Source organism: Acholeplasma laidlawii (assembly GCF_015709225.1).
GTDB lineage: Bacteria > Bacillota_I > Bacilli_A > Acholeplasmatales > Acholeplasmataceae > Acholeplasma > Acholeplasma laidlawii_A.
In genome coordinates, this window is sequence record NZ_JADNRS010000043.1 from 30665 (window position 1) to 56476 (window position 25812).

The window sequence follows — 25812 nt, forward strand, 5'->3', positions numbered from 1 at the left end:
AGGAAAAGGGGCATGCATTATGTTTATTACATTTGAAGGCGGAGAAGGTAGTGGAAAAACCACCTTAATCGAAAAACTAAAACACACACTACTAGAGAAACAATATGATGTATTAACCACGCGTGAACCTGGTGGATCTAAGGTTGCGGAAAAAATTCGTTCAGTATTATTGGACAATAAAAACACAGAAATCACTGCACATACCGAAGCACTTTTATTTGCAGCAAGTAGAGCACAACACTTAGATGAGGTCATTATTCCTAATTTAGATAAAATTATACTTTGTGACCGATATATTGATTCATCTTTTGCGTATCAAGCATTTGGTAGAAACCTTGGTATGGAATTTGTTCAAAGTATTAATAGTTACGCTTTAAAATACTTACCCGATTTAACATTTTATATTGACTTAGATCCTAAAACAGGGATAGACAGAGTAAAGAAAAACAGATTACATAAAACGGATAGACTAGATATGGAAGTTCAAACATTTCATCAAAAGGTACGCGAAGGTTACCTACATATATCTGAAATGTTTAATGACCGTATCATCGTTATCGATGGTAATCAAACGATTGATGCAATCTATCAAGTTATATTGGATAACATATTAAGACGCCTATGAATAAAATAGTTGAAAGATTTAAATACGCAATTGAAAAAGAAAGACTTTCCCACTTATATGTTATAAGTGGGTCTTTAGGTATTACCAAACAAAATTTAGTAAAAGATATCGCTTATTTAATCTTTAAACATCATAACGACTATTCAACCCTAAAACATCAATTAGATAACTTGAATCATCCGAATTTAGTCTATATTACAAGTGAAGGTCAATCTATAAAAAAAGACCAGATCATGAGTCTACAACAAGAGTTTTCTAAAACATCTTTAGTGAGTGGTCCTAGAATTTTTATTATAGAACAAGCAGAGTCTATGTCTACTCAAGCAGCAAACTCTTTATTAAAATTCTTAGAAGAACCAAAAGATGATGCCACTATTGGATTTTTACTCGTAGACGATATCAACCTCATGTTACCTACTATTTTGAGCCGTGCTCAAATTATTAGGTTAACAGACACTTTTGATGATAGTTTTATACAAGTGTTAGTGGAACAAGAAATAGATATTAAAAATGCACATTTTATTACCTCATTAACCAAAGAGTTAAATGAAGCTTTAGCTATTTTTGCAGACCAAAAATATATGGATACTGTGGAGTTTATTGATACCTTTATCAACTGGCTTAACAATCCAAGAACACCGCTTACGCCACTGTTTATGATGATAAGTCAATCACTATATCAAGATAAAGAATATATCATCTTTATTTTAGATACAATGTGTCAAATCTTTTTAGACATACTGCATTTACATATGAATCAAAAAGTGACCTATGAATTTATGATGGAATCCTTATTAGAGTATGTAAAGCGTATTCAATCAGATACGGCACAACGTGTCATATTAAGATTACAAGATCAAATTAAAAATTTAAGATTACCAGTCAATATAAGTTTACAACTTACCTCATTAGCACTGGATTTAGAAAGTATTATTAGAAATGGTTAAAAGAGATTTATTAGGTACTAAATTATATATTGAATCAGATATTGGTAAAGCATTTAATATGGATACCATTATTTTAAGTGACTTTGTAAGAATTCCTAAAGATACCAAATCTATTTTAGACTTTGGAACGGGTAATGGGGCGATTATGCTGTATTTATCTCAAAGATTTCAAGGACAGATCACTGGCATTGAACTTCAAGAAAAACGTTATGAACTTGCAGTTCATAACATTAAACTCAATAACCTAGAATATAGACTTGATGTAGTTAACATGGACTTAAAGACTTATAGATCTAAAAAACATGCAGATATCATTGTATCAAACCCACCGTTTTTTAAGGTCAATAGTCAAACCAAACAAAGTATAGACATGGATATGCAAATTGCTAAACATGAAATACATCTTAATTTAGAAACCTTAATTGAAGCTGTTAGTAAAAACATTAAACATGGTGGACTATTCTTCATGGTACATAAAGCAGATAGATTAGAAGAAATTATTTTAGTACTTAACAAATTTGACTTTAAATTAAAACGTATGAGACTTGTTCATCCATCACTTCATCATGAACCAAATCAAGTCTTGATTGAAGCTAAATTTAAAGGCAAGGGCCATTTAATTGTAGAACCACCTTTAATTCAGTATAAAGAAAAAGGCATCTACAGCGATGAGATGCAATCAATTTATGATGGAAGGATGTATCATAAATGAACATACAAATAAGTTATGATGTTAATAAACCAACACTATACATTGTAAGTACACCAATTGGTAGTTTGAAAGATATTACCTTAAGAGCTATTGAAGTATTAAAAAGTGTAGACATCATTTTATGTGAAGACACCAGAGTGACCTCCAAACTTCTAGATGCATATGATATTCATGTGCCCCTAAAAAGTTATCAAAAATTTAATGAGCGCTCTATGGTAGATCAAGTCATTGATTATCTAGACAAACAAATGTCAGTCGCACTTGTATCCGATGCAGGGACACCCTTAATTAGTGACCCGGGCTTTATTTTAGTCGATGATCTAGTTAGTAAAAATTATAATGTTGTAAGTATACCAGGTGCATCTGCACTACTTGCATCCCTTGTCACATCAGGGATACTTACTCAGCCATTTACCTTTATAGGGTTTTTACCAAGAAAACTTGGTGAAATTAATAAAGTATTAAAGATGTATGTTTCAAGAAAAGAAACCTTAATTATTTATGAATCTCCAAACCGTGTTCAAAAAACACTCTCCTATATGCTAGATATACTAGGTAATAGAAAGGTGAGTGTAGCAAGAGAACTTACAAAGAAGTTTGAAACTTATTATAGAGGCTACATCAAAGATATTTTAGAAACTACACTAGACACACGTGGTGAATACGTTATTGTTGTAGAAGGAAGCACTACAAGTGATGTCAAAATTGAAGATCCTGTCGAACTTGTCTTAAGTTATATGAAACAAGGTTATGACGAAAAAAATGCCATCAAACAAGCAAGTAAGGATTTAAATGTTCATAAATCAGAAGTCTACAAAATATATAAAATAGATAAAAAGAGTTGAAATAATCTGTTGAAAAACGTAATTTATGGTACATATTTTATTTAATGAATCTAGGGTGGTTTTATTTTATTTTTTATATTATAATATACTTATAATTGAATCTATACGATGAAAAAGAAGTGTGTAGTCTTTTAAAATTTTAAAGAGAGTCTTTTGTGGGTGGAAGAAAGATAAATTTAGATTACGCGTATGGCTTTTGGAGTAATTTATCCGATATGTAGGGTAAATCGTGAAATCTTTGCGTTAAAAGAGTAAAGTGCTATGTACCTTGTATATAGAACTAAGGTGGTACCGCGGATTATTAAATGATGTTCGTCCTTAGACTAGTTTTTAGTTTAAGGATTTTTTTATGGAAAGGAATAAAAAAATGGATAAGAAAAAATATTATATATCAACAGCAATTGCATATGCATCAGCAATTCCTCATATCGGTAACGTATATGAAATTATTTTAGCAGACGCAATTGCCCGTTTTAAGCGTTTAGAAGGCTATGACGTATATTTTCAAACAGGAACCGATGAACACGGTCAAAAGATTGAAAATAACGCTAGAAATCAAAATTTAGAGACTTCTGATTATGTAGATATGATCTCTAATGAGATTAAACGTATTTTTGATTTAGTGAATGTGAAGTATGACAAATTTATACGTACAACAGATACATATCATAAAGAAACTGTTCAAAATATCTTTGAAAGATTACTTGAGCAAGGTGATATTTATCTAGGTAAATATGAAGGATGGTACTCTGTTGCTGATGAGGCATTTTTAAATAAGACAGATATCGTTGATGGGGTAGCTCCTAGTGGAGATATTCCTGTATGGATGAGTGAGGATACTTACTTTTTTAAATTAAGTAAATATCAAGATAGAATCATTAAACACATTAAAGAGAACCCTTCATTTATTGAACCTGAAAATAGACGTAATGAAGTACTACAAAGTTTCTTAAGTGAAAAACTGCCAGATTTAAGTGTATCTAGAACTTCTTTTAAATGGGGGATTCCAGTTAAAAGTAATCCAGAGCATGTGATTTATGTATGGATAGATGCTTTAAGTAACTATATTACAGGTTTAGGTTATAATCTAGATAGTAGTAGTGATACTATGAAAGAGTTTTGGCCAGCTGATCTTCATTTAATTGGTAAAGATATTATGCGTTTCCACGCAATCTATTGGCCAGCATTATTACTAGCACTAGATTTACCATTACCTAAAAAGATATTTGGTCACCCATGGGTTTTAGTAGATAAAAATAAGATGAGTAAGTCTGTTGGCAATACGCTTTATACAGATAATTTGGTTAAACATTTTGGTGTAGATGCTCTAAGATATTATGTATTACACGAAATACCTTTTGCAGCTGATGGTAATATTACTTATGAGTTAATGATTGAAAGAAATAACTCAGATTTAGCAAACACTTTAGGTAATTTAGTCAACCGTACAATTGGTATGGTGAATAAATACCAAAACGGTTTAGTTAAAAAAGTATTGATTAATGAACCATTTGAATATAGTTTAAAGAATAAGTGTGAAGCGCTACTAGATAAAGTATCTACATTAATGAACGAACTTAGAGTAGGTGATGCTATTGAAGAACTTATGATTGTTGCTAGAGCAGCAAATAAGTATATCGATCTATCTGAACCTTGGAATTTAAATAAAAACGGCGAAACTGAAAAGTTAAGTCATGTATTATATAGTTTAGTTGAGACGATTCGCTTCTTAGCTGTCTTCCTACAAAGTTATATGCCAGAAACTGCTATAAAAATATTTGAGCAATTAAATATTGAAGCATCTGGATTAGATAGTGTTAAAACATTTGGGTTATACCCAGAACAACAAATTGGTACTGCAAAAGTATTATTTGAAAGATTTGATTTAGAAAAGAAATTAAATGAGATTATAGGATAAATAGATGAACAAACTTAAAAGTTGGATTGGTTCCACAAAATTTCAAAGGCAAATTAAACCAGAAATAAAAAGAACGATTGCTGTCATAGTCTTTACAGTGATTTATGGTATTGGTGTTACCTGGTTTTTAGAGGCTAGTGTTATACCAATGTATACTGGTGGTATACCAGGCTTAGCACAATTATTTAGGGATTTTCTTAAGTTCACACTAGGTGTTGATACTTCCGGGTGGGAAGGTTTATTTTTCGGTCTATTTATTACATTATCTAATATACCAATTATGATTTTAGGTTGGTTTGGTGTATCCAAAAAGTTTGTTATTTACTCCATGATTTCAGTGCTTATTCAAGCAACCATGTTAGGATTTATTCCGTCTATTAATATTGGTCTTTCCAGTGAATCCCAAGCCTTAACAGCGACCATTTTAGGTGGTATCTTAATTGGTATTGGCGTGGGTGGTGCATTAAAATTTGGTACATCAACAGGTGGGCTTGATGTCATTGCACAATACATTTCATTAAAAAAAGGACAAAGCGTAGGCTTTATCTCTATGGTGTTAAACATTGTCATGGCATTACTTGGTGGGTTAATTACTGCACCTGATTTAATTTCAAGAGGTGTTTTACCAGGTGTTACCCAAACACTTGCTGCAGCAGGTATCGTTATTAGTTATACCATCTTAAGATTAATTATTACAACCATAGTAACGGATAAATTACATACAGCATACCACTTTACAATGGTTGAAGTGATCACTAATAATCCACAAGATATTGTTTCCGATATTTTATCAAACATTTACCGTGGGGTTACATTAATTAATGTTCAAGGTGGTTATACAAAACAAGATAAGACATTAATTAAAGTAGTGATTTCAAGTTATGAGTTTACTACACTTCATCAGCTTGTTAATAGGCTAGATAGTAAAGCGTTTATTGTTGTTACTCCAGTAAAACAAGTCTATGGTAATTTTAAAAAGCGTACCATCGCATAATAATTTTTAATAGGGGGATTTATGAAAGACTTTATTATAGCTACAACACCAACACTTGAAGGATATCGTATTGTTAAATACATTGATGTTATCTTTGAAGAAAATATTTTTGGGATAAGTTTAAATACATCTGTCCAATCATTTAATGATATATTTAAAGGCTTTTCAGGTGAACGATATGATGCAATGTCTGATCGTATCGAAGAAGTAAAAATAGAGGTTAAAAAACGTTTTATTAGAAAAGCTATTCGCCATGGTGCAAATGCACTTATTGGTGTTGATATTGAAACGACCACAACCCAAAATGGTGGTATTACAATTTCAATGTCGGGTACAGCTGTTGTTGTTGAAAAAATATAATGGTGTAGCCTAATTTAGGCTACACCATTTTCTTTTACTTAAATATTATGAAATAAATTTGGATTAATTAAAGGTAGTAGTAAAGGCTGTAAGTAGGCGCTAGCAGTCACACTTGAAATTAAGCTTCTTAAGTGTGGATAAATAATTTGAACAGCTGGTAATTGTAAAAAGTTTTCAATATCAATTTCATTAGAGTCTTCAGAGAAGTTAAATGTTGCAGACATATGTGCTGTTAAGTCAATTGGAAAGGGGTGTGTTTCACTATTTAAAACACTAAACATTAGAGTCAGTGTATAAGTGTAGTCGTCTTCTTTAACGAGTTGTTTAGTGTATATGGGATTCATTTTAAAGTTACCTTTTAAATTATGATTCATAATAGATATTTTTTTAGTTTGAATGATAGTATTAAGTACTTTCATATATTCACATCCTTTTACTTTATTCTAACACACAATCACTCTATGGTTAAAACATTATAGTTTTTCTAATCTATTAATATGGTTTATGAGATAATTTAATCAAATAAGATTAAAAAACTAGCAAATATACTGGAAAATCATCCGGTAACTGCAATTTCAAATGACTATAGACTTAAATTTAGCTATGGCTCTACCAAAATAGAACTGCCTTTCGACTTTAGTAAGGTGTATGAAATATCAGATAAAAAATTATATGAACATAAAGCTAGTAAAAATAACTTAAGAAGATAAGGCGTAGTCGATTTATTTTAATACGAAAATAATCACATATTTAGTATGATATACTTGACAAATTACAGGTAATATTATAAGATATCTCACGGTACGTTTTAAAGCTTATATTCCACAGCCCTTATAGCAGTGTAAAATTATAAGGAGAAAGTTTAAAAAAATATGAAAACATTTATGGCAAATGAATCAACAATCCAACGCAAGTGGTATGTTGTCGATGCTGAAGGTAAAACTTTAGGTCGTTTAGCAACTGTAGTTGCTAGCGTTTTAAAAGGAAAACATAAACCAACCTACACTCCACATGTAGACTCAGGTGACTATGTGATCGTGATTAACGCAGAAAAAATTAAATTAACTGGTAACAAATGGAATGATAAGATCTATTATAAGCATTCAGGTTATGAATCAGGTCTAACTGAAACACCAGCTAAAGAATTAGTAGTCAAAAAACCTACAGCTTTAGTTGAAAAAGCAGTTAAAGGTATGATTCCACATACATCTCTTGGTAGAGATATGTTTAGAAAACTGTTTGTATATGCAGGACCTGAACATAAACATCAAGCACAACAACCAGAAAGTTTGGAGGTATAATTACATGGCAAAAGATTTAGTTCAATACTTAGGTACAGGACGCAGAAAGTCATCTGTTGCTCGTGTTATCCTAACTCCTGGTACAGGAAAGTTTATTATTAATGGTAGAGAGTTTGAAGAATATATTCCTTCAGCTGCAACACGCCTAGACGTTCTACAACCATTAGAATTAACTGAAAATGTTGGTAAATTTGATGTTAGAGCTAACGTTAACGGTGGCGGTTTAACTGGACAAGCAGGTGCAATCCGTTTAGGTATTACACGTGCACTTATGGAAGTTGATGAAGACTTACGTAAAGTGTTAAAACCAGCTGGTTTAGTAACTCGTGATCCAAGAGCTAAAGAACGTTATAAATACGGTCTAAGAAAAGCACGTCGTGCAACTCAATTCTCAAAACGTTAATATTTATATACAATCAAAAGAAAACTTCCATTATCTGGAAGTTTTTTCTTTTCTGTTGATTTTATAGTAGTATAATCTCACCATTTGACACTTAAATCGGTGAAATCAAGGTGATTCGGTAATTAGGCATAAGAAGTTGTATAAATAACGAGCATAATACATAATAAACTTGTTTATTTAGTCGAAATAATTTATAATAAAGGTTGCGAAATGAGGGTGAACATGAAAAAGTTTAGAGCGCGTTATGCACCATCACCTACAGGACATTTACACATCGGTAATGCTAGAACAGCATTATTCAATTACTTATTTGCTCGTCACCATGGTGGCGACTTCATTATAAGAATTGAAGATACTGATGTTGCAAGAAATGTTGAAGGTGGTATTACATCTCAATTAAATAATTTAAAATGGTTAGGTATGGACTGGGATGAAGGCGTTGATGTTGGAGGTCCTTTTGGTCCTTATAATCAATTAAGCCGTCTAGAACTGTACAAAAAGTACGCATTTGAGCTGCTTGAAAAAGGTTACGCTTATAAAGATTTTAAAGAAGGATCGGAAGAGTTTGCTATTCGTTTTAGGGTGCCAGAAAATGTATTATACGAATTTGACGATGTCATTCGTGGTACACTAAAATTCGAATCTAAAGATGTAGAAGACTGGATTATCTTAAAAGATAACGGTATTCCTACTTATAACTTTGCAGTTGTTATTGATGATCACTATATGGAAATATCACACGTATTTAGAGGTGAAGAACATATTACCAACACACCTAAACAACTCATGGTATATGATGCATTAGGTTGGGATTATCCAACATTTGGCCACATGACAATTATTGTAAATGAAGACCGTAAAAAATTAAGTAAAAGAGATACAAACACGATTCAATTTATTGAAGACTATAAAAACTTAGGCTTCTTGCCAGAAGCGATGTTAAACTTCTTATCATTACTAGGATGGAGTCCTAAAGATGATGAAGAAATTTTATCAAAAGATGAACTTATTTCATTATTTGATGAAAACAGACTAAGTGCTGCACCAAGTTACTTTGATAAACAAAAATTAGCTTACATCAACTCTAGATACTTAAAAGCTTTATCTATGGATGAACTAAAAGATCTAACCAGACCATTTTTAATCAATCACGGGATTAAAATTAAAAATGAAGCATGGTTAGAAAGTTTATTATCCATCTTAAAAGATAGATTATCCTATGGTGCTGAAATCACTAAGTACTATGATCAATTCTTCCACCATGACTTTGTTTTAGAACCAGCTGTATTAGAAGAAATTAAAGAATTTGATAATGAAGTTGTTATTAAAGGATTTATGGATGCAATAGCGTCTGTTGACTTTACAGATGACGTGGCAATTAACCAAGCACTTAAAGATACCGGAAAAGCTTTAAATATTAAAGGGAAACCACTATTCATGCCAATTAGAATAGCAACCACTGGTGAAGCGCATGGACCGAGTCTTCCAGTATCATTGAGTTTACTAGGTAAAGAACTAGTTATGAAACGCATGAACAAAACTTTAGAAGTACTAAAAGGAGAAACTAAATGAAAAAAGTTTTAACAATTGTTGCTTTTGCATTATTGCTTGTACTAGCAGGTTGTACATCACAGGCAAGATCTAATGCAAGAGCATATGTAACATCTATCTCTGCAAAATCTACAGAAGTTCAATTTAAGGTAGAGTTAAGAGACCCTGATACAGAATTAGATAGCAAAACACTGGTTGTCAGAGTAAAAACAAGCGGGGAAGCAGATCTTGACCAAACATTAGAGTTATCGACTGCAACACCAACTAAAACAATCAACTTTACAGATTTAAAAACGGATAGTAGCTATGATGTATATGTCTTTGGTCAAAAAGATAATAAACAAGTTCAACTATATTATTCTAGTGCTACATTTAAAACACTAAGTCCTGGTGATGAAGAAGCAAATCCGATTTTTATTACAACAACAGAAGAATTTAAATCAATGGATTCTAAAAAGCATTACGCTTTAGGTAATGACCTAGACTTTGGTAATGCATCGATGATGCCTTTATTCACATCAGGCACACCATTTAGTGGTAGTTTTGATGGTAAAGATTTTACCTTAAAAAATATTAATATTACATCAGCAGATGATGTATATAAATCATATCTATCAATCTTTGGTTATGCATCTAAGTCAACGATTAAAAATGTTAAATTAGATAATGTACATATCAATAATGAAGCGAAGCCATATATTGGTATACACTATGTAGGCTTAATTGTTAGTAAAGTATCTAACAATGCATTCTTATTAGAAAACATTGAAATATCAAACTCAAGTGTAACCATTAGCCATAATAGAAATCAATCTGTCACAAACCGTAACTTATATGTAGGTTTAGTAGGTGGTTCTATGCAAGGCACATTAAAAAATATCGTAGTTAAAGACTCTATCTTAAATGTTGAACAAAATGCCTTAAATGGTGTATATGCTGGTGCACAAGCTGCAACTGCAGGTACATATGTAGGTGGTGTGTTTGGTTTAATTGAACAAGACAAAGGTACTGGTATTGAAAAAATAGCTGTAGTAGATACAGATGTTAATGTGAACATCAACCAAGATAAAGCAAGCTTAGGTACAGGTGTATTATTTGTTGGTGGTGTATTTGGAGCATATAGAAGTGATAGAAACACTGCTGAAATTTATTCAAATGCAGTAATCTCTATATCACACACAAAACATGCAAATACAGCAATAGATAAATTAGATACAATTTATGCTGGTGGTATTGTTGGATCTATTATTAAATCAAGATTAAATGAAGTCTTATTCAATGGTGAACTTACTATTAGTGCATCTGATGTATTAAACAGAGTACACACAAGTTTAGTTGCAGGACAAGCTACAACATCATCTACTAAGTTATTAGCAGGTGGTATTATTGAAGTTACAACTACAAATGGTAACCAGGTTGCTACAACAAGTGAGCTGTATCCATATGCTTGGTCAAACAAAGTAAATGAAGTAAAAATGCTAAGCAATGCAGCAATTAACTTTGATGGTACAGCAGTTGATTTATCATCATTTAATGTAGTTACATCAGCAGCTGATTTCTTAACATCTGAGTTTGTTTTAAGTCATTTAAACTAAACATAATTTAGTCAGATATCAATTCAATAAATATATAGTATAATTAAGGCTGGCAAATATCATTTGCCAGCTTTTATTGTTAAAAAAGGACACATTATGGCACTTACACTTATAATATTTTCACTTACAGTAGTAATACTTATTTTAATGGTCATGTTTAAACCAAAACTTTATTTTGGTAATTTTTCTATAGAATCATTTTGGCTTGTTGCTGTCATTGGTGCACTATTTTTAGTTATATTTCAGCAAGTATCACCAAATGAAATCTATCAAAGTTTAACCAGAAGTACTGGGATGAATCCAATTAAACTACTTATTATTTTTATTTCTATAAGTGGTTTATCTGTTATGCTTGATGAACTAGGTTTCTTTAAGAAGGTTTCTGTCTTAGTTTTAAAAGCGGCGGGTACGAGTCAATTAAAGATTTTTATCTATTTATATATGACCGTATCCTTCCTAACGATATTTACATCCAATGACATTATTATTTTAACATTCACACCAATTATCATTTACTTTTCTAAACACGCTAAGATTAACCCAATTCCTTATTTATTATCAGAGTTTGTTGCAGCGAATACTTGGAGCTTAATGTTTATGATTGGTAATCCTACCAATATTTATTTAGCTTCAGCATTTGATATTACATTTTTTGAATACTTTAAAGTGATGTTCATACCAACAATTGCTGCAGGTACATTTACATTTCTAGTGTTATGGTTGTTATTTAATAAAGATTTAAGAAAACCAATTGATAAAACGATACTAGATAATGTGGTCCTTGATAGACCGGTTCTTGTATGGGTTACTTTAATAAACCTAATACTCGCAACCACCTTCCTTACCATCTCATCTTATATTGCTATAGAAATGTATTTGATTGCACTATGTTTCTTACTCTTTAATGCATCTTTTATGGCTTTTTATCAAGTGCTTATTTTAAGAGAATATCCGGCATACTTTTTAAACGCAGTTAAAAGAATGCCGTGGAATTTAATGCCCTTTGTTATCTCTATGTTTATTATGGTCATTAGTCTTAATAAATATGGGGTTACAGAAAATATAGAGGCTATGTTATCTAATCTAGATAGCTTGTATGGATACGGGTTAACTTCCTTTATATCAGCAAACTTCTTAAATAATATCCCAATGTCTGTATTATTTGCAGATATCATCCAACATATGCCTTTATTACCACAAGAAGAACTTAATCGTGCAATATATAGTTCAATTATCGGATCTAATATTGGGGCTTATTTGACACCTATTGGTGCGCTTGCTGGTATGATGTGGATGCGTATCTTAAAGAAAGAAGAAATAGACTTGTCCTTTGGTAAATTCATTTCTTATGGTGCTTTAATATCTATTCCAACGATGCTTATTGTATTAACTGTATTGCAGTTATTTATATAAAATAAGTTTGAGGTCATATATAATTTTACTATATGACCTTTTTTATTATAAAAAATTCAAATCAAGGAAATCCTATCAATCTATGTAGGTGAATCATGTATAATAGGAGTAATAGAACTATAGGAGGAAAGTAAGAATGAAGCATACTTTAAATAAAATATCAAAGACAAGATTTATAAGAGGTATTAACTGTCCAAGGTTCTTTCCTTTATTTGAAATCTATAAAAGGGGAAGCAAGGATGCAACCGTATCCTTTACAGATGATTTATCCGATTTAATGACTGAAGAAAATGAGGCAAAAAAAGAAGCCTTATTTGAACAAATGATAGAATATGAAACAGATGAAGAAACCGATGAAACTGAAGAAGTGGATTTAATTAATGTTGAAAATAAAAAGCTAGAAGTGATGTTGCCATATTTTAATAAAATGGAAGAAATATCTGCTAAATATGTTCAACACAAATTTAATGCACCGGTGGTTGCAAGTACTGAAACAAGAGATCAAAAAAGATTTGAAGCATCAATTGGTGATTATAGTTTTTATAGTTTCTTGGATATTTACCAAGAAACAGACGATATCATTAGAGTTATAGAAGCAAAGGCAACCACATCCTCAAAGTTTATGGACTTAACATTCACAGAAGATAAAGAAAAGTTTAACTTCTTTGAACTAACACCAGAAGGTATTTTAATGTCCAGAGAGGCACTAGGTTTACCAGTTGGAGAAAAATATTTCAAGAAAAAACAAGCGATTTTAAAAAGAACCAATCCAATAGGTGGCTATTTATATGATATTACCTATCAAAGATATGTCATTGAACAATTCTTTAAACGAAATAACATAGAAACTAAGCCTATTAAGTATTATTTAGCAATTCTTAACCATAAGTATATTTTTGATGGTGTATATAAAAATGGAGAACCTGACTACTATAAGGATATAGATAAGGAAAATTTCCTTATTCGCTTAGTGGACGTTACAGATTTGACTGGGAGTTTTTTAGAAAGTTTTGAAGCAGATGTAGAAGAAGTGATCCATAGACTAGATCATATGACTTTAGTACCTTTTCCACTTTGTCCTAGGAAGGGTAAGAACAAATGTATGTTTCATGACATATGTTATAAAGACATACCTAAAAAAGATTCTATTTTTACCTATATTGGAAACCATAATGGATTCACCGATGAAAAGGGTGAAAAATATAAACCTGAAGACTTAATAAAGATGAACATGAAAATGGCACTGGATGTGCCATATTCATGGTTAACAAGAGAAAATAATCAAATTCAATATGAGGTCTTAAGTTCCGGCAAACCTTATATGGATAAACCACGTATTAAAGCCATTTTAGAAAAATTAGAGTATCCCCTCTATCACTTAGACTTTGAGACCTTTGGTTCCCCATTGCCACGTTTTAAAGGTGAAAAGGCATATGATCAATCAGTGTTCCAGTTTAACTTACATATTGAACATGCACCAGGTGTGAGTGATAAGGATTTAGATTCATATGTATATCTTGCAACTGATCATACAGATCAGCGCTATCAGTTAACGAAGTACTTATGTGATCTCATAGGTCCTAAGGGTACAGTGGTTGCCTGGAATGATTCATTTGAAAAAACAAGAATGAAGGAACTTGCAAAATTATTTCCTGAATTTAGCGATAAGTTAAATGATATTATTAATAGAACATTTGACTTATGGTACGTCTTTAAAGGCAGTCACCATAAGTTATATGATCAGTGGGGTATTTCTGAGAAGAAAGGCTTTAATTATTACCATGAAGCACTTCAAGGATCATTTTCAATTAAAAAGGTATTACCTATTTTTGTTCCTGACTTAAGTTACTCTAATTTGGATGTTAAAAATGGAGATGAAGCGGTAGTTGTTTATGGTAATTTTCCAAAGATGAACAAACAAGAATTCGAGTTTAATAAGCGTGGATTAATAGAATATTGTAAACAAGATACTTGGGCGATGGTCGAGTTATTAAAGTCATTGCGTGAAATCATCTAAATGCTTTGCATAAAGGGGCTATTTTTTAGTATAATACTATGTAAAGGAATGTTTACTACATGTTAAAAATATATAATTCATTGTCAAATAAAATTGAAGAATTTAAGCCAATTCACGAAAATAAAGTAAATATGTATGTATGTGGACCAACAGTCTATGATGATATACATATTGGTAACGGTAGACCTGTTGTCTTCTTTGATGTTGTCAAACGTTACTTACAATATCTAGATTATGGCGTTAAATACGCATCTAACATCACAGATGTGGATGATAAGATCATTGACAGAGCCCAAAAACTACATATAACTGAAAAAGAACTAGCTACTACTTATACCAACAATTTTTTTGAAATAGCTAAAAAAATTGGTGGATATAATTTTGATGTTACACCGCATGCAACCAACTATATTGAAGAGATGATCAAGTTTATTGGTGAGTTAATTGCTGATGGGTTTGCATATAAGACCCAAAGTGGTGTCTATTTTAGAGTGGATAAAATCAAAGACTATGGGATATTGTCGAACCAACAGGTTAAAGACTTAAAGACAGGCGTCCGTATTGATTTAGAAACTGATAAAGAAAAAGACTATGATTTTGCTTTATGGAAAAACACTTTAGATGGTATTAAATATCATGCACCATGGGGTGATGGTCGTCCTGGGTGGCATACAGAGTGTGTTGTCATGACAAATGAAATCTTTGGTGGCAAAATTGATATTCATGGTGGTGGTTTTGATTTAAAATTCCCACACCATGAAAATGAAATTGCACAGTCTGTTGCAAAACATGATCACCATTTAGCTAAATACTGGATGCATGTTGGTAGACTAGATTTAGCAAATGAAAAGATGAGTAAATCATTAGGTAACGATATCAAACTTAAAGACCTTGTAGAAACCTATAATCCAAATGCATATCGTTTAATGCTTTTAGCACATCATTACCGAGCGCCAATTCAGTTTAGCGATGACTTAATTGAACAATATCAAAAGGCTTATGATAAAATATCATATACACTGAATAAGTGGCATTTTCATATGATATTAAACAATATCGATGAAAATGGACTAGATCATGAAAGTATCAAATCCTTTGAAGAATTCATGAATGATGATTTTGCAACACCAAGAGTGATTACATTAATAGACAAACTCATTAAAGATCTAAACAAAGATTTTAAAGCAGAAAATTATAACACGATTATATTAATTCTAAACACATTAGGTTTAAAACCAAAAATCTTTGAAGTATTAGAAGAAGACATAGAAAATTATAATAATTGGCAACAAGCAAGATTAGAAAAGAATTATGAAAAGGCTGATATCTATAGAAAACCATTATTAGATAAAGGGTTTATCTAATGAATGGTTTAGCACTTGCATATTTAGGTGATGCTTATTATGAACTTGAAATCAGAAGATATTTGATTACTCAAGGTATTAGAAATGTAGGTAAACTACATACTGAAAAGGTTAGATTAGCATCAAATGAAGCACAAGCTTCGATTATGAATTATTTTCTTAGTTTAGAGATTTTGTCTGATGAAGAGATAGATGCCTATAAAAAAGGTAGAAATAAATCTCACAACTCAAGAAAACAAATGGATATGGTGACATATCAACAAGCAACCGGATTTGAAAGTTTAATAGGCTATTTATCGTTAATTGATGAACAACGCGCTAAAGATTTAATTAATCTAGGTATTACATTTATAAAACAGGGTGGTTACAATGGCTAAAGATGTACAAAATGAACTATTGGCGCTCTTAGATGAGCAAGCCAAAGAACCGAAAACTAAAAAGAAATCAAAAACTCCTCAAACAGTCATTGTCGAAGAACCTTTCGAAATGAAGGGGGATCCTTTAGGCTTGATTGAAAATAAAAAAGTTAAAAGTGCACATATCCCAACTAGAATTAAGTCAAAAGGTGATATTGTTATTGAAAGATATAATCCGGATGTGGAACATGGTCTAACAACTGATGATGTTGAAAAAAGACAGCTTGCAGGTTTAGTGAACCTTTCTGATAAAGGTTCTACTAAAACATTAAGCAGTATCATTTTTTCAAACGTATTCACGTTCTTTAATATGCTTATTTTGGCGATTGTTATTATTTTACTTATAACAGGTGCTAAATTTACACAAACAGTATCGATTGTTATTGTTGCAATGAATACAACCATTGGTATTATTCAAGAAATTAATGCTAAAAAGATGATTGATAAACTATCTTTATTATCTGCACCAACAGCGATGGTTATAAGAGATGGCCTAGAACAAGAAATTGGTGTTGCTGATGTAGTGATTGATGAAATCTTAAAATTATCTGCGGGTAAACAAATTATTGTGGATGCTGTTGTAAGACAAGGTTCAGTTGAAGTCAATGAATCCTTGCTTACTGGTGAGTCTGATCCGATTGTTAAAAAAGCAGGCGACACTTTATATAGTGGTTCATTTGTTATATCAGGATCCGTCTATGCGCAAGCAACAGCAATCGGAAATGATATTTATATTGAAAAATTAACTTCTCAAGCTAAAAAGTATAAAAAACCTAAATCTGATATCTTCAGATCATTAAAATTAATTGTTAGAATCATCGGATTCTTAATTATTCCAATTGGTGCCGGTTTATATATGCTTGGACTAAATGGTAATTATGATCAAATCATTCAACCGATTTTAGTTGAGCGTACAGCAGGTGCAATTATTGGTTTAATTCCTTCTGGACTCTTCTTATTAACATCAGTAGCGCTTGCTGTAGGGGTTGTTCGATTAGGTCAAAATAATACATTAGTTCAAGAATTATATTGTATAGAAATGTTAGCACGTATTGATACGCTATGTTTAGATAAAACAGGAACCATTACAGATGGTTCAATGACAGTAAAATCTGTCATTGAATTTGAAACGGTTCCAGGTCTTACATTAAAACAATTAGTATCAGCAATGCTTAATGCTCAAAATGATTCAAACTTAACATCAGATGCTTTATATGAACGTTTTGGTAATCAAAAGCGTATACGTCATAAAGCAATTATTCCGTTTTCATCTGCTAGAAAGTATTCAGCAGTAGAATTTGAAAAATATGGAACGTTTGCACTGGGTGCACCCGAGTTTGTTTTAAAACAAGATTACAATAAAATTGCTGCCGAAGTTGAAAAACAAGCCAATGAGGGTTACCGTGTATTAGCGGTTGTTCATACAGATGATCCAATTGATGGTAAAGAAGTAACTGGTAAACTAAAACCGATTGCTTTAATTATGATTGAGGATACGATCCGTGCAGATGCACCGGATACTATTCAATACTTTAAAGACAATGGTGTCAATGTGGTTGTTATATCAGGGGATAACCCACTTACTGTATCTCGTATTAGCCAAAGAGCTGGCATTAAGAATGCTGAAAGTTATGTTTCACTAGAAAGTATGTCAGATAAAGAAGTTGTTAGAATTGCTAATAAATATACTGTGTTTGGACGTGTAAGTCCTCATCAAAAGAAATTATTAGTAGAAGCAATGAAAAACAACGGTCACGTCGTTGCCATGACTGGTGACGGTGTAAACGATATTCTTGCTTTAAGAGAAGCAGATACTTCGATTGCGATGGCATCTGGTTCTGAGGCAGCAAGAAACGTGAGTCACTTAGTCTTGATGGATTCTAACTTTGCGAATATGCCTAAGGTTGTAAGTGAAGGTAGACGGGTTATCAATAACATTCAAAAAGTATCCAAGTTATACTTAACTAAGACATTCTTTACATTGTTCTTAAGTTTACTCGTTATCATTAGAGGTTTGATGGGCTATGAAGCTTTATATCCTTTAAAACCAAGCCATTTATTAATAATGGAAATATTAGTCATAGGTGTACCATCATTCTTTATTGCCTTAGAATACAATAACAACCGTATTGAAGGTAACTTCTTGGCTAAGATCATTAAAGATGCATTACCTGGTGCCATTGTGGTCTTATTAAATGCGCTTATAATTTATAGTGTTGCACACACTTTAGGGCTTGATGTAGGTATGGGTTCAAACCAACACAGTGGTATTTCAACACTTATTGGTCTAACTGCAACAGCATTATCATTTATGGTGCTATATAGTGTTTCAAGACCACTAAATACAAGACGTAGTATTTTATTCTTTACGATGCTATCCTTAGCAGTTTTTGCAGTATTCTTACTACCGGAATTATTAGAGATTCAACCAATCATTACAATTAATAATGTCACCAATTCTACACCGATGACATTACCTCAAAATTTATTACTCATTGTATTAATTTATACAAGTTACCCACTAATGTATATACTAACTAATTTAAGCAAATGGCTAAAGTCAGCTGTTAGACGCATTATACATGTCATTTCAGAGATGAAGTAAAGGTGCATTAGATGCACCTTTTTCTTAAAAGTAAGGAGAAAAATTATGATTATTTACGGTAAGAATGTTATTAAAGAAGCAATTTTGAATAAAAGACCGATTTACAAACTTTATTTAGATGAAAAATCTAGTGATAGTAAATTTATTAACTTTTTAGAAAACAATAAGATTAGCTATGAACTAACAAATAAAGGACATTTAAACAATTTAACTGACAATGCAGTACACAATGGTGTAGTTGCAGATGTTAAAGACTATCAATATCTAGAATTAGATGTTGTATTAGATAAAACGCGCCAGCAACGCTTTTTAATGTTAGATGAAGTTCAAGATCCACACAACCTAGGTGCAATTTTAAGAAGTGTTGAAGCAACCAATTATGATGGTGTTATCATTTCTAAAAAACATCAAGTTCCTTTAACTGGTGTGGTTGCTAAAACATCTTCTGGTGCGATAGAACACGTCAAGCTGATCTTAGTATCAAATCTGTACCAAACGATTCTTAAACTACAAAAAGAAGGCTTCCTAGTCGTTGGTACAGCAGGAGAAGCTACTGTAAGTTATAAAGATATACCTAAAAATGAAAACTTACTCATTATTATGGGTAATGAGGGATTCGGCTTAAGACCTTTGATAAAGAAGGGTTGCGATTTATTAGTATCCATTCCAATGCTTGGTAAAGTGAACAGTTTAAATGTGAGTGTAGCAACCGCGCTACTCTTATATGAAACAATTTAGGTAAGTGCTATGTATAAGAATGATTATGAACTCATCTACTTATATCGAACGACAAAGTCTGAAGAAGTGATTTCTATAATCTTTCAAAAATACAAGCCCCTTATTTTGAAAAACATCTATAAATTTTATATACCAAGTAAAGATCATGATGACTTTTTTCAAGAATCATTAATGACTCTACTTGATTGTATAAACACCTTTGATGAGTCTAAAAATAAAACCTTTACAAAATATTTTGAGCTGGTCTTATACCGTAAGTTTATTACCTTAAAAGACAAGTCCTCTAAATACGTTTTAATTGAAAAACCAGAACTCATCAAAGAAAGCTATACACCCAATTATGAAGTTATTAACACAAATGATATTTATTTATCACCACTAGAAAAGCAAATATACACGATGTACTTTGATGACAAACTTACGATTGATACCATCGCCTCTAACTTAAATAAAACTCAAAAAAGTATTAAAAATGCGGTTTACCGTATAAAAGTCAAACTAAAGTAGTTAAGAGTTGTTATAATATATTTGAAATAACATTTAAGGGGACTAAGATGGGAAAACAAAGAAAACTCAAATACGGTACAATTGTATTTGTACTAAGTATTATCAATGTCGTATTACTTGCAGTTATAGGACTAGGTTTTATATTTTTAAATGGATTTATTCAAATGATAATTAATGTAGAGTTGGAATCTACATCAGATCTTTTAAACACTGTATTTAATATTATGGGACTTGTTATAGCACTAATGGCTGTATTTGTATTATTTGCCGGTTTTAAGGCGCAATACAGTAAGGGTTGGAATATAGCAATCGTAGTTATATGTGGGTTTATCTTATTAACCTATAGTATTTCTAGTTTTGAGTTATTTACAATGGCACTATATGGCTCCTTATTAGTATTTGCTATATTAAATATAATCGATGCAAGTAAACTAGAAAGTTCAACTTATAAAGATAAATCAGGCAATGATTTGGAGTCCAAACTTAATAGATTAAATGCGTTGTTTGATAAGGGATTAATTAGTCAGGAAGAGTATCAAGCATCTAGACAAGAAGCAATACGTAAAATAGAATAAGTTATAATCTATAAATTAATCAAGTAAACTATAAAAACTATTTTTTTATAAGATTTTTGTTTATATAATGTGATATAATAGTTTAGCATTGACTTAAGTGAGTTACTTGTTGTAAAATAATATTACCAACAATTAACCACTACAAAAGGTGGTTTTTTAATGAGAGAAAAAATAATATTAGTTTGTAGTGAATGTTTAAGTAGAAACTTCACAACAACTAAAAACAAACAAACATCTAAAGAAAGACTTGAAATGAACAAGTTCTGTCCAAGATGTAACAAACATACACTTCATAAAGAAAGTAAATAGGAGTTGATTTTTATGGCAATCAAGAAAAAAGAACAACAACCACAAAACAAATTACTTGAAATACTATCCACAGAATATAAAGGTGAATCTTTAATTCTTGGTATATTAGCAACCATTACAGCAGGTTTAGCTATCATGATTATTGGTAACGTTCAAGGATTTCATATCCCTGAGAGTTTCCCAGTATTAGGTGGTTCACCAAATGACATGATCTTTGCGTGGACAGTACTTGTTATTGCATTACTTGGTCTAGCACTTGTTATTTATCCATTTTTCTTACCAGCATTCCCGGAATTAAGAAAAGTGAGTTGGGCAGGATGGCTAGAGTTCTTAGATAATGCAACACGTGTTATTATCTTCGTACTTATCGTTACAGGATTTGTATCAGGTGTAGATATTATTATCTTAAGATTACTAGAAGGATTAATATAATGGCAATTAGAACGCCTAAAAGACGTTGGTATGTCATTCAAACTTATTCCGGATATGAAAAAGCTGTAAAAGAAGACTTAGCCAGACGTGTAGATTCTATGGGTATGCAAGATTATATTTTCCAAATCATCGTACCTGAAGAAACATATATTGAAAAGAATAAAGACGGAAAAGATAAAGAAAAGGTTCGCCAAATTTATCCGGGTTACGTTTTTGTTGAAATGTTAGTTACAGATGATTCCTGGTTCGTTGTTAGAAATACGCCAAGAGTTACAGGTTTCTTAGGTTCATCTGGTGGTGGTACAAAACCAGTTCCACTATTAGAAGAAGAAATCAGACCTATTCTCTTAAAAGCAAACGTTATTTCTAAACCTAACTATGAATACTTACTTGGTAAAGAAGTTCAAATCATTTCAGGTGCATTTGAAGGCCAAATTGGTAGAGTATCTTATGTAGACGCTGACCAAGAAAAAATGATGGTAGATATCGATGTATTCGGTAGAGCTACGCCAACAGAAATCGACTTTACTCAGTTTAAAGAAATCTAAAATATAGACATCCATTTGGATGTCTTTTCTTTTGATAAACATTTGTGTAAAGAAGTATCAATCTTTTTAAATAATATAACAGATATGTTATATTATATGTAGGCGTAGTTTATAAAAATTTAAGTACTAATCTTAGAGAAATGATACCATCATATGACTCATAGTACCGATATTAATAAAGTGATAGTTACAATAGAAGATAAAGAATAACTACTGAAAAAATGGCGTAAACATTATGAACTTGAAAAATCAATCGTTGAAAAAATTATTAATCGAAGAAAAGATTTAAATATAACTCAACTAGAATTATCAAAATTAACTGGTTTAAAGCAACCAGCTATAGCACGTATTGAAAAACAAGTAAACAGCGTTACTTTGACTACACTAATTACAATCATTGATGAACTAGATTTAAAACTAGAATTAGTACCTAAGCGTTAATAAATCTTAAACTATTACATATGTGTTATCTTTTTTAAATATAGTTTTAAACATCATTGTGTATAGATGAAACAAATTTTACAAATATGGATAATGATATGATAACACTTAATTTATATGTAGTTATTTGATATAATCAAACCGTAGGAAAGAAATGGTGGTAATAAATATGAAAAAATACTTAATAGCAGGCCTGGTCATAGAATTCGATTATCGATATGATCAATATTTCAAAAACAACATCGAAAACTATATATATGAAGGTAGTAGAGAAGTAGATCATACAATCACTGTGAAATACGCTCTAGAACTTCATGAACCAACATCTAAGCTTCACAGAGTCTTTTCAAAGAGTGTTTCTGGTTTAAAAGCTTATATGAATTATGATGAAAACTATAGAAACATTGAAATTTGGATTGATGAAGATACATTTACAGATGCTGCTACAGCAGAATATGTATACACTGGCATGATCTTTTTAGAATTAGCTCAACGCCATGGTCTTTTACCACTACATGGTTCAGCTATCAACTATAAAGGTGATGTGATCTTATTTTCTGCACCAAGTGGTACAGGTAAATCAACACATGCTAGAATGTGGAAACACTTATATAAAGATGATGTATCCTGGGTAAATGATGATAAACCGTTACTTGATGTTACAAGTGAAGGTATCTTTGTTTATGGTGCACCATTTAGTGGACAATACTCTTCCAATACAAATGATAAGAAACCACTTAAAGCAATCGTATTCTTACAACAAGGTGTTACAGATAATGTTCGAAAATTAAATGAAAAAGAAGCATTAAAACACTTAATGACCAATACATTAAGACCAACTGAAGAAGCACTTTGGGATCAAGCATTAAACCATTTTGAACAAATTATTAAAGAAATTCCAATTTACTTACTGGATGCAAGTTTATCTACATCCGCAGTGAAGTCCATTAAAAAGGCGATTTATAATGAATAAATATGATTCACAACAAAACCAAATCATTAAAAGAACAATGTTACTGATTGTAACATTGTTTTTAACTGTTTTGGTAGTATCTTGTAAACCTAAAGTTGATACAGGTGCAATTGAACTTATAAACCAAGCATATGAGGTTTTAACACTCGAGTTTCAAGAAGGCGATACTATGGATAGTGTAACTGGTGACTTTAGATTACCGTTATTTGTTAGCGAATACCCGGATGTAGCCCTTTTATGGTCATCAGGCGCGGAAAGTATCATTAAACCTCAAGGACTGTTTGCGGTGATTAATAGACCTCAAGAAGACACAAGTGTTGACCTAACAGCAACCTTAAGTTATAAAAAAGAAACTAAAGATAAAATATTTAGTATTAATGTATCTGGTTACACTGACTATGAATTTACTGGCTACTATGAAAGCTTAAGTGGACTACTCATGGATGAGTTCACAGTTGAACTATCATCCATGATTAAAACAAAGGGTCGTGCCACAGGCACTACCGCACAAGTTAGACAAATTGATAACTATGAAGGCCAAAACTATAATATCTATACCGGATTTGAAGCATATGGTAATAGAGAACACGTTTGGCCACAGTCTCACTTAGGTGTTATAAAAGATGATCTGCACAATCTACGTGCTGCAAATTCACAAGTAAACTCTACTAGAGGTAATAAGTTCTTTGTAGATAATCCATTGGGTGGTTCTTGGAAAGGTATTGGTAATGGATTTTATCCGGGTGAAGATCATATTGGTGATGTAGCTAGGATTATCTTATACATCTATATTAGGTATGAACTTAATATTCAACTGGTTGGACAACTCGATTTATTCTTGATGTGGCATGAGATGGACCCGGTGAGTCCATTTGAAATATCTAGAAATAATAAGATCTATGCAATACAAAGCAATAGAAATCCATTTATTGATTATCCAGATCTTGTAGATATAATGTTTAATAATTGAAAAATATGACCTATAACGGTCATATTTTTATATATATGTAACCGTTTTTATAAAATTTGCATAAAGATTCATATATTACTTGTAATTTGAGTTTAAATTATGTATATTGATATGTTACGCGAAAATTAAAGGAGAAGATTTCACACTATGAAAAAACTTGTAACGATATTTACAATCATGCTTATTTCAATATTTATAGTTTCATGTGAATCCATTGATACACTGCCGACTGAATTGCTTGAAAAAGTACAAATTAATTTAACAGAGGGAGATAGATTAGACTATATAACATCTGATTTCTCATTACCTTCTGGCATAGAAGATAATAAAGATATTACAATTACATGGACATCAAGTGATCCCGTTGTTATCTTAATAGAAAATAACATGGGGAAAGTTACTAGACAAAGTACTGATAAATCAGTCACCTTAACTGCCAAAGTAACTTTAGGTAGTAATTCAAAGGATATCCCCTTTGATTTAACTGTTATTAAATTAGAAGATGTTATAGTAACTCCAGAAGATACAACTAAACCAGTTATTACTGGTGCAGTAGACATCAACTACACAATTGGTGATGCTGAACCATCTTATTTAGATGGTGTCTCAGCAACGGATGATGTAGATGGTGTTGTTCAAGTAGCAGTTGATGCAAGTGATGTTAATTTAGAAGTTGCTGGTACATATGATGTTATCTACACAGCTACTGATTTAAAAGGTAATGTCGCTGAAGTTGTTGTTCAAATTACAGTAACTGATGGTGAAGATACAACTAAACCAGTTATTACTGGTGCAGTAGACATCAACTACACAATTGGTGATGCTGAACCATCTTACTTAGATGGTGTGTCAGCAACGGATGATGTAGACGGAGAAGTTGATGTTACTGTAGATACTACAAATGTTAACTTAGCTGTTAAAGGCGTTTATAACATTACGTATACTGCAATTGATAATACTGGTAACAAAGAAGAAGTTACTGTAAGAGTAATTGTAACAAGTGATGAAGTTCCAGTAGTTGGTGAAACTGTTACATTTAAATACACGGGTACAGCTACCGGTAATATGACAACTGGAAATAATGCAGTCTCAGTTGGACTAGTAGAGTCCGTATTTAATGTCACTACAGATTCTGTTGGATCTTATAATAATATTATTGGTTTAAATAAAGATGGTTCAGTTAGATTATATGCAGACAGAACAACTGGTAATGGTAATACATTAACAGTTGAAACATTAGGTGAACAAAAAAT

At 31.6% G+C, this 25812-nt stretch carries 27 protein-coding genes and 1 other annotated feature; of the genes, 26 read left to right on the top strand and 1 reads right to left on the bottom strand.

Annotated elements, in window-relative coordinates:
* Nucleotides 1–19: 19 nt before the first annotated feature.
* From tmk to IY230_RS04680, 7 genes are all read left to right on the top strand, one after another.
* Nucleotides 20–625 (top strand): dTMP kinase, encoded by a 606-nt coding sequence (gene tmk / locus IY230_RS04650; RefSeq protein WP_196370224.1) that lies wholly within the window; start codon nt 20–22, stop codon nt 623–625.
* Entirely contained in the window at nt 622–1572 is a 951-nt protein-coding gene (locus IY230_RS04655) for a hypothetical protein (protein ID WP_196370226.1), read from the top strand. The genes tmk and IY230_RS04655 overlap by 4 nt, the downstream gene beginning before the upstream one ends.
* Entirely contained in the window at nt 1565–2284 is a 720-nt protein-coding gene (locus IY230_RS04660) for a tRNA1(Val) (adenine(37)-N6)-methyltransferase (protein ID WP_196370228.1), read from the top strand. The genes IY230_RS04655 and IY230_RS04660 overlap by 8 nt, the downstream gene beginning before the upstream one ends.
* Nucleotides 2281–3129, top strand: a complete 849-nt coding sequence (gene rsmI, locus IY230_RS04665) for a 16S rRNA (cytidine(1402)-2'-O)-methyltransferase (protein WP_196370230.1) — start codon at nt 2281–2283, stop codon at nt 3127–3129. The genes IY230_RS04660 and rsmI overlap by 4 nt, the downstream gene beginning before the upstream one ends.
* 99 nt (nt 3130–3228) lie before the next feature.
* Nucleotides 3229–3452, top strand: a binding site (T-box leader).
* A 26-nt stretch (nt 3453–3478) separates the two neighbouring features.
* Entirely contained in the window at nt 3479–5047 is a 1569-nt protein-coding gene (gene metG / locus IY230_RS04670) for a methionine--tRNA ligase (protein WP_196370232.1), read from the top strand.
* A 4-nt stretch (nt 5048–5051) separates the two neighbouring features.
* Nucleotides 5052–6041: a YitT family protein gene (locus tag IY230_RS04675; RefSeq protein WP_196370234.1), complete on the top strand. Its 990-nt coding sequence runs from the start codon at nt 5052–5054 to the stop codon at nt 6039–6041.
* A gap of 21 nt (nt 6042–6062) precedes the next feature.
* Nucleotides 6063–6401 carry a YbjQ family protein gene (locus IY230_RS04680; RefSeq protein WP_196370236.1) on the top strand — a complete coding sequence of 113 codons (339 nt, stop codon included), beginning with the start codon at nt 6063–6065 and terminating at the stop codon, nt 6399–6401.
* 38 nt (nt 6402–6439) lie between these two features.
* On the opposite strand, the gene IY230_RS04685 is transcribed toward IY230_RS04680, so the two are convergent.
* Nucleotides 6440–6820, bottom strand: a complete 381-nt coding sequence (locus IY230_RS04685) for a protein-export chaperone SecB (protein ID WP_196370239.1) — start codon at nt 6818–6820, stop codon at nt 6440–6442.
* Between the two features lie 453 nt (nt 6821–7273).
* On the opposite strand from IY230_RS04685, the gene rplM reads away from it, so the two are divergent.
* The 19 genes from rplM to IY230_RS04780 all read left to right on the top strand — a co-directional run.
* Nucleotides 7274–7702, top strand: a complete 429-nt coding sequence (gene rplM / locus IY230_RS04690) for a 50S ribosomal protein L13 (protein WP_012242094.1) — start codon at nt 7274–7276, stop codon at nt 7700–7702.
* A gap of 4 nt (nt 7703–7706) precedes the next feature.
* Nucleotides 7707–8105, top strand: coding sequence for a 30S ribosomal protein S9 (gene rpsI, locus IY230_RS04695; protein ID WP_196370241.1), 399 nt, complete (start codon nt 7707–7709; stop codon nt 8103–8105).
* 222 nt (nt 8106–8327) lie between these two features.
* Nucleotides 8328–9677 carry a glutamate--tRNA ligase gene (gene gltX, locus IY230_RS04700; RefSeq protein WP_196370243.1) on the top strand — a complete coding sequence of 450 codons (1350 nt, stop codon included), beginning with the start codon at nt 8328–8330 and terminating at the stop codon, nt 9675–9677.
* Nucleotides 9674–11251, top strand: coding sequence for a hypothetical protein (locus tag IY230_RS04705; protein WP_196370245.1), 1578 nt, complete (start codon nt 9674–9676; stop codon nt 11249–11251). The genes gltX and IY230_RS04705 overlap by 4 nt, the downstream gene beginning before the upstream one ends.
* A 96-nt stretch (nt 11252–11347) precedes the next feature.
* Nucleotides 11348–12664 carry an ArsB/NhaD family transporter gene (locus tag IY230_RS04710; RefSeq protein WP_196370247.1) on the top strand — a complete coding sequence of 439 codons (1317 nt, stop codon included), beginning with the start codon at nt 11348–11350 and terminating at the stop codon, nt 12662–12664.
* Between the two features lie 136 nt (nt 12665–12800).
* Entirely contained in the window at nt 12801–14681 is a 1881-nt protein-coding gene (locus IY230_RS04715) for a DUF2779 domain-containing protein (protein WP_196370249.1), read from the top strand.
* Between the two features lie 59 nt (nt 14682–14740).
* The gene (gene cysS, locus IY230_RS04720) at nt 14741–16045 is read left to right on the top strand and encodes a cysteine--tRNA ligase (RefSeq protein WP_196370251.1); all 1305 of its coding nucleotides are present in this window, start codon (nt 14741–14743) and stop codon (nt 16043–16045) included.
* On the top strand, nt 16045–16422 hold the full coding sequence (locus IY230_RS04725; protein ID WP_196370253.1) for a Mini-ribonuclease 3: 378 nt from the start codon (nt 16045–16047) through the stop codon (nt 16420–16422). The genes cysS and IY230_RS04725 overlap by 1 nt, the downstream gene beginning before the upstream one ends.
* A complete protein-coding gene (locus IY230_RS04730) occupies nt 16415–19066 on the top strand; it encodes an HAD-IC family P-type ATPase (protein WP_196370255.1) in 2652 nt (883 codons plus the stop codon). Before IY230_RS04725 ends, IY230_RS04730 begins: the two co-directional genes overlap by 8 nt.
* 45 nt (nt 19067–19111) lie before the next feature.
* Nucleotides 19112–19804 (top strand): 23S rRNA (guanosine(2251)-2'-O)-methyltransferase RlmB, encoded by a 693-nt coding sequence (rlmB, locus tag IY230_RS04735; RefSeq protein ID WP_196370257.1) that lies wholly within the window; start codon nt 19112–19114, stop codon nt 19802–19804.
* A 9-nt stretch (nt 19805–19813) separates the two neighbouring features.
* On the top strand, nt 19814–20311 hold the full coding sequence (locus IY230_RS04740; RefSeq protein WP_196370259.1) for a sigma-70 family RNA polymerase sigma factor: 498 nt from the start codon (nt 19814–19816) through the stop codon (nt 20309–20311).
* A gap of 47 nt (nt 20312–20358) precedes the next feature.
* Nucleotides 20359–20886, top strand: a complete 528-nt coding sequence (locus IY230_RS04745) for an SHOCT domain-containing protein (protein ID WP_196370261.1) — start codon at nt 20359–20361, stop codon at nt 20884–20886.
* A 159-nt stretch (nt 20887–21045) separates the two neighbouring features.
* Nucleotides 21046–21195, top strand: coding sequence for a 50S ribosomal protein L33 (gene rpmG, locus IY230_RS04750; RefSeq protein WP_012242106.1), 150 nt, complete (start codon nt 21046–21048; stop codon nt 21193–21195).
* Between the two features lie 12 nt (nt 21196–21207).
* On the top strand, nt 21208–21627 hold the full coding sequence (locus IY230_RS04755) for a preprotein translocase subunit SecE (RefSeq protein WP_196370263.1): 420 nt from the start codon (nt 21208–21210) through the stop codon (nt 21625–21627).
* Nucleotides 21627–22175, top strand: a complete 549-nt coding sequence (gene nusG, locus IY230_RS04760) for a transcription termination/antitermination protein NusG (protein WP_196370265.1) — start codon at nt 21627–21629, stop codon at nt 22173–22175. The genes IY230_RS04755 and nusG overlap by 1 nt, the downstream gene beginning before the upstream one ends.
* A 267-nt stretch (nt 22176–22442) precedes the next feature.
* Complete coding sequence (locus tag IY230_RS06785) at nt 22443–22616, top strand: helix-turn-helix domain-containing protein (RefSeq protein WP_374978445.1); 174 nt, start codon at nt 22443–22445, stop codon at nt 22614–22616.
* Nucleotides 22617–22785: 169 nt separating this feature from the next.
* The gene (locus tag IY230_RS04770; RefSeq protein ID WP_196370267.1) at nt 22786–23589 is read left to right on the top strand and encodes a hypothetical protein; all 804 of its coding nucleotides are present in this window, start codon (nt 22786–22788) and stop codon (nt 23587–23589) included.
* Nucleotides 23582–24559: an endonuclease gene (locus tag IY230_RS04775; protein ID WP_196370269.1), complete on the top strand. Its 978-nt coding sequence runs from the start codon at nt 23582–23584 to the stop codon at nt 24557–24559. Before IY230_RS04770 ends, IY230_RS04775 begins: the two co-directional genes overlap by 8 nt.
* Before the next feature lie 147 nt (nt 24560–24706).
* Nucleotides 24707–25812, top strand: a 1106-nt coding sequence (locus tag IY230_RS04780) for an immunoglobulin-like domain-containing protein (RefSeq protein WP_230852599.1), incomplete at its 3' end; no start/stop codon positions are given.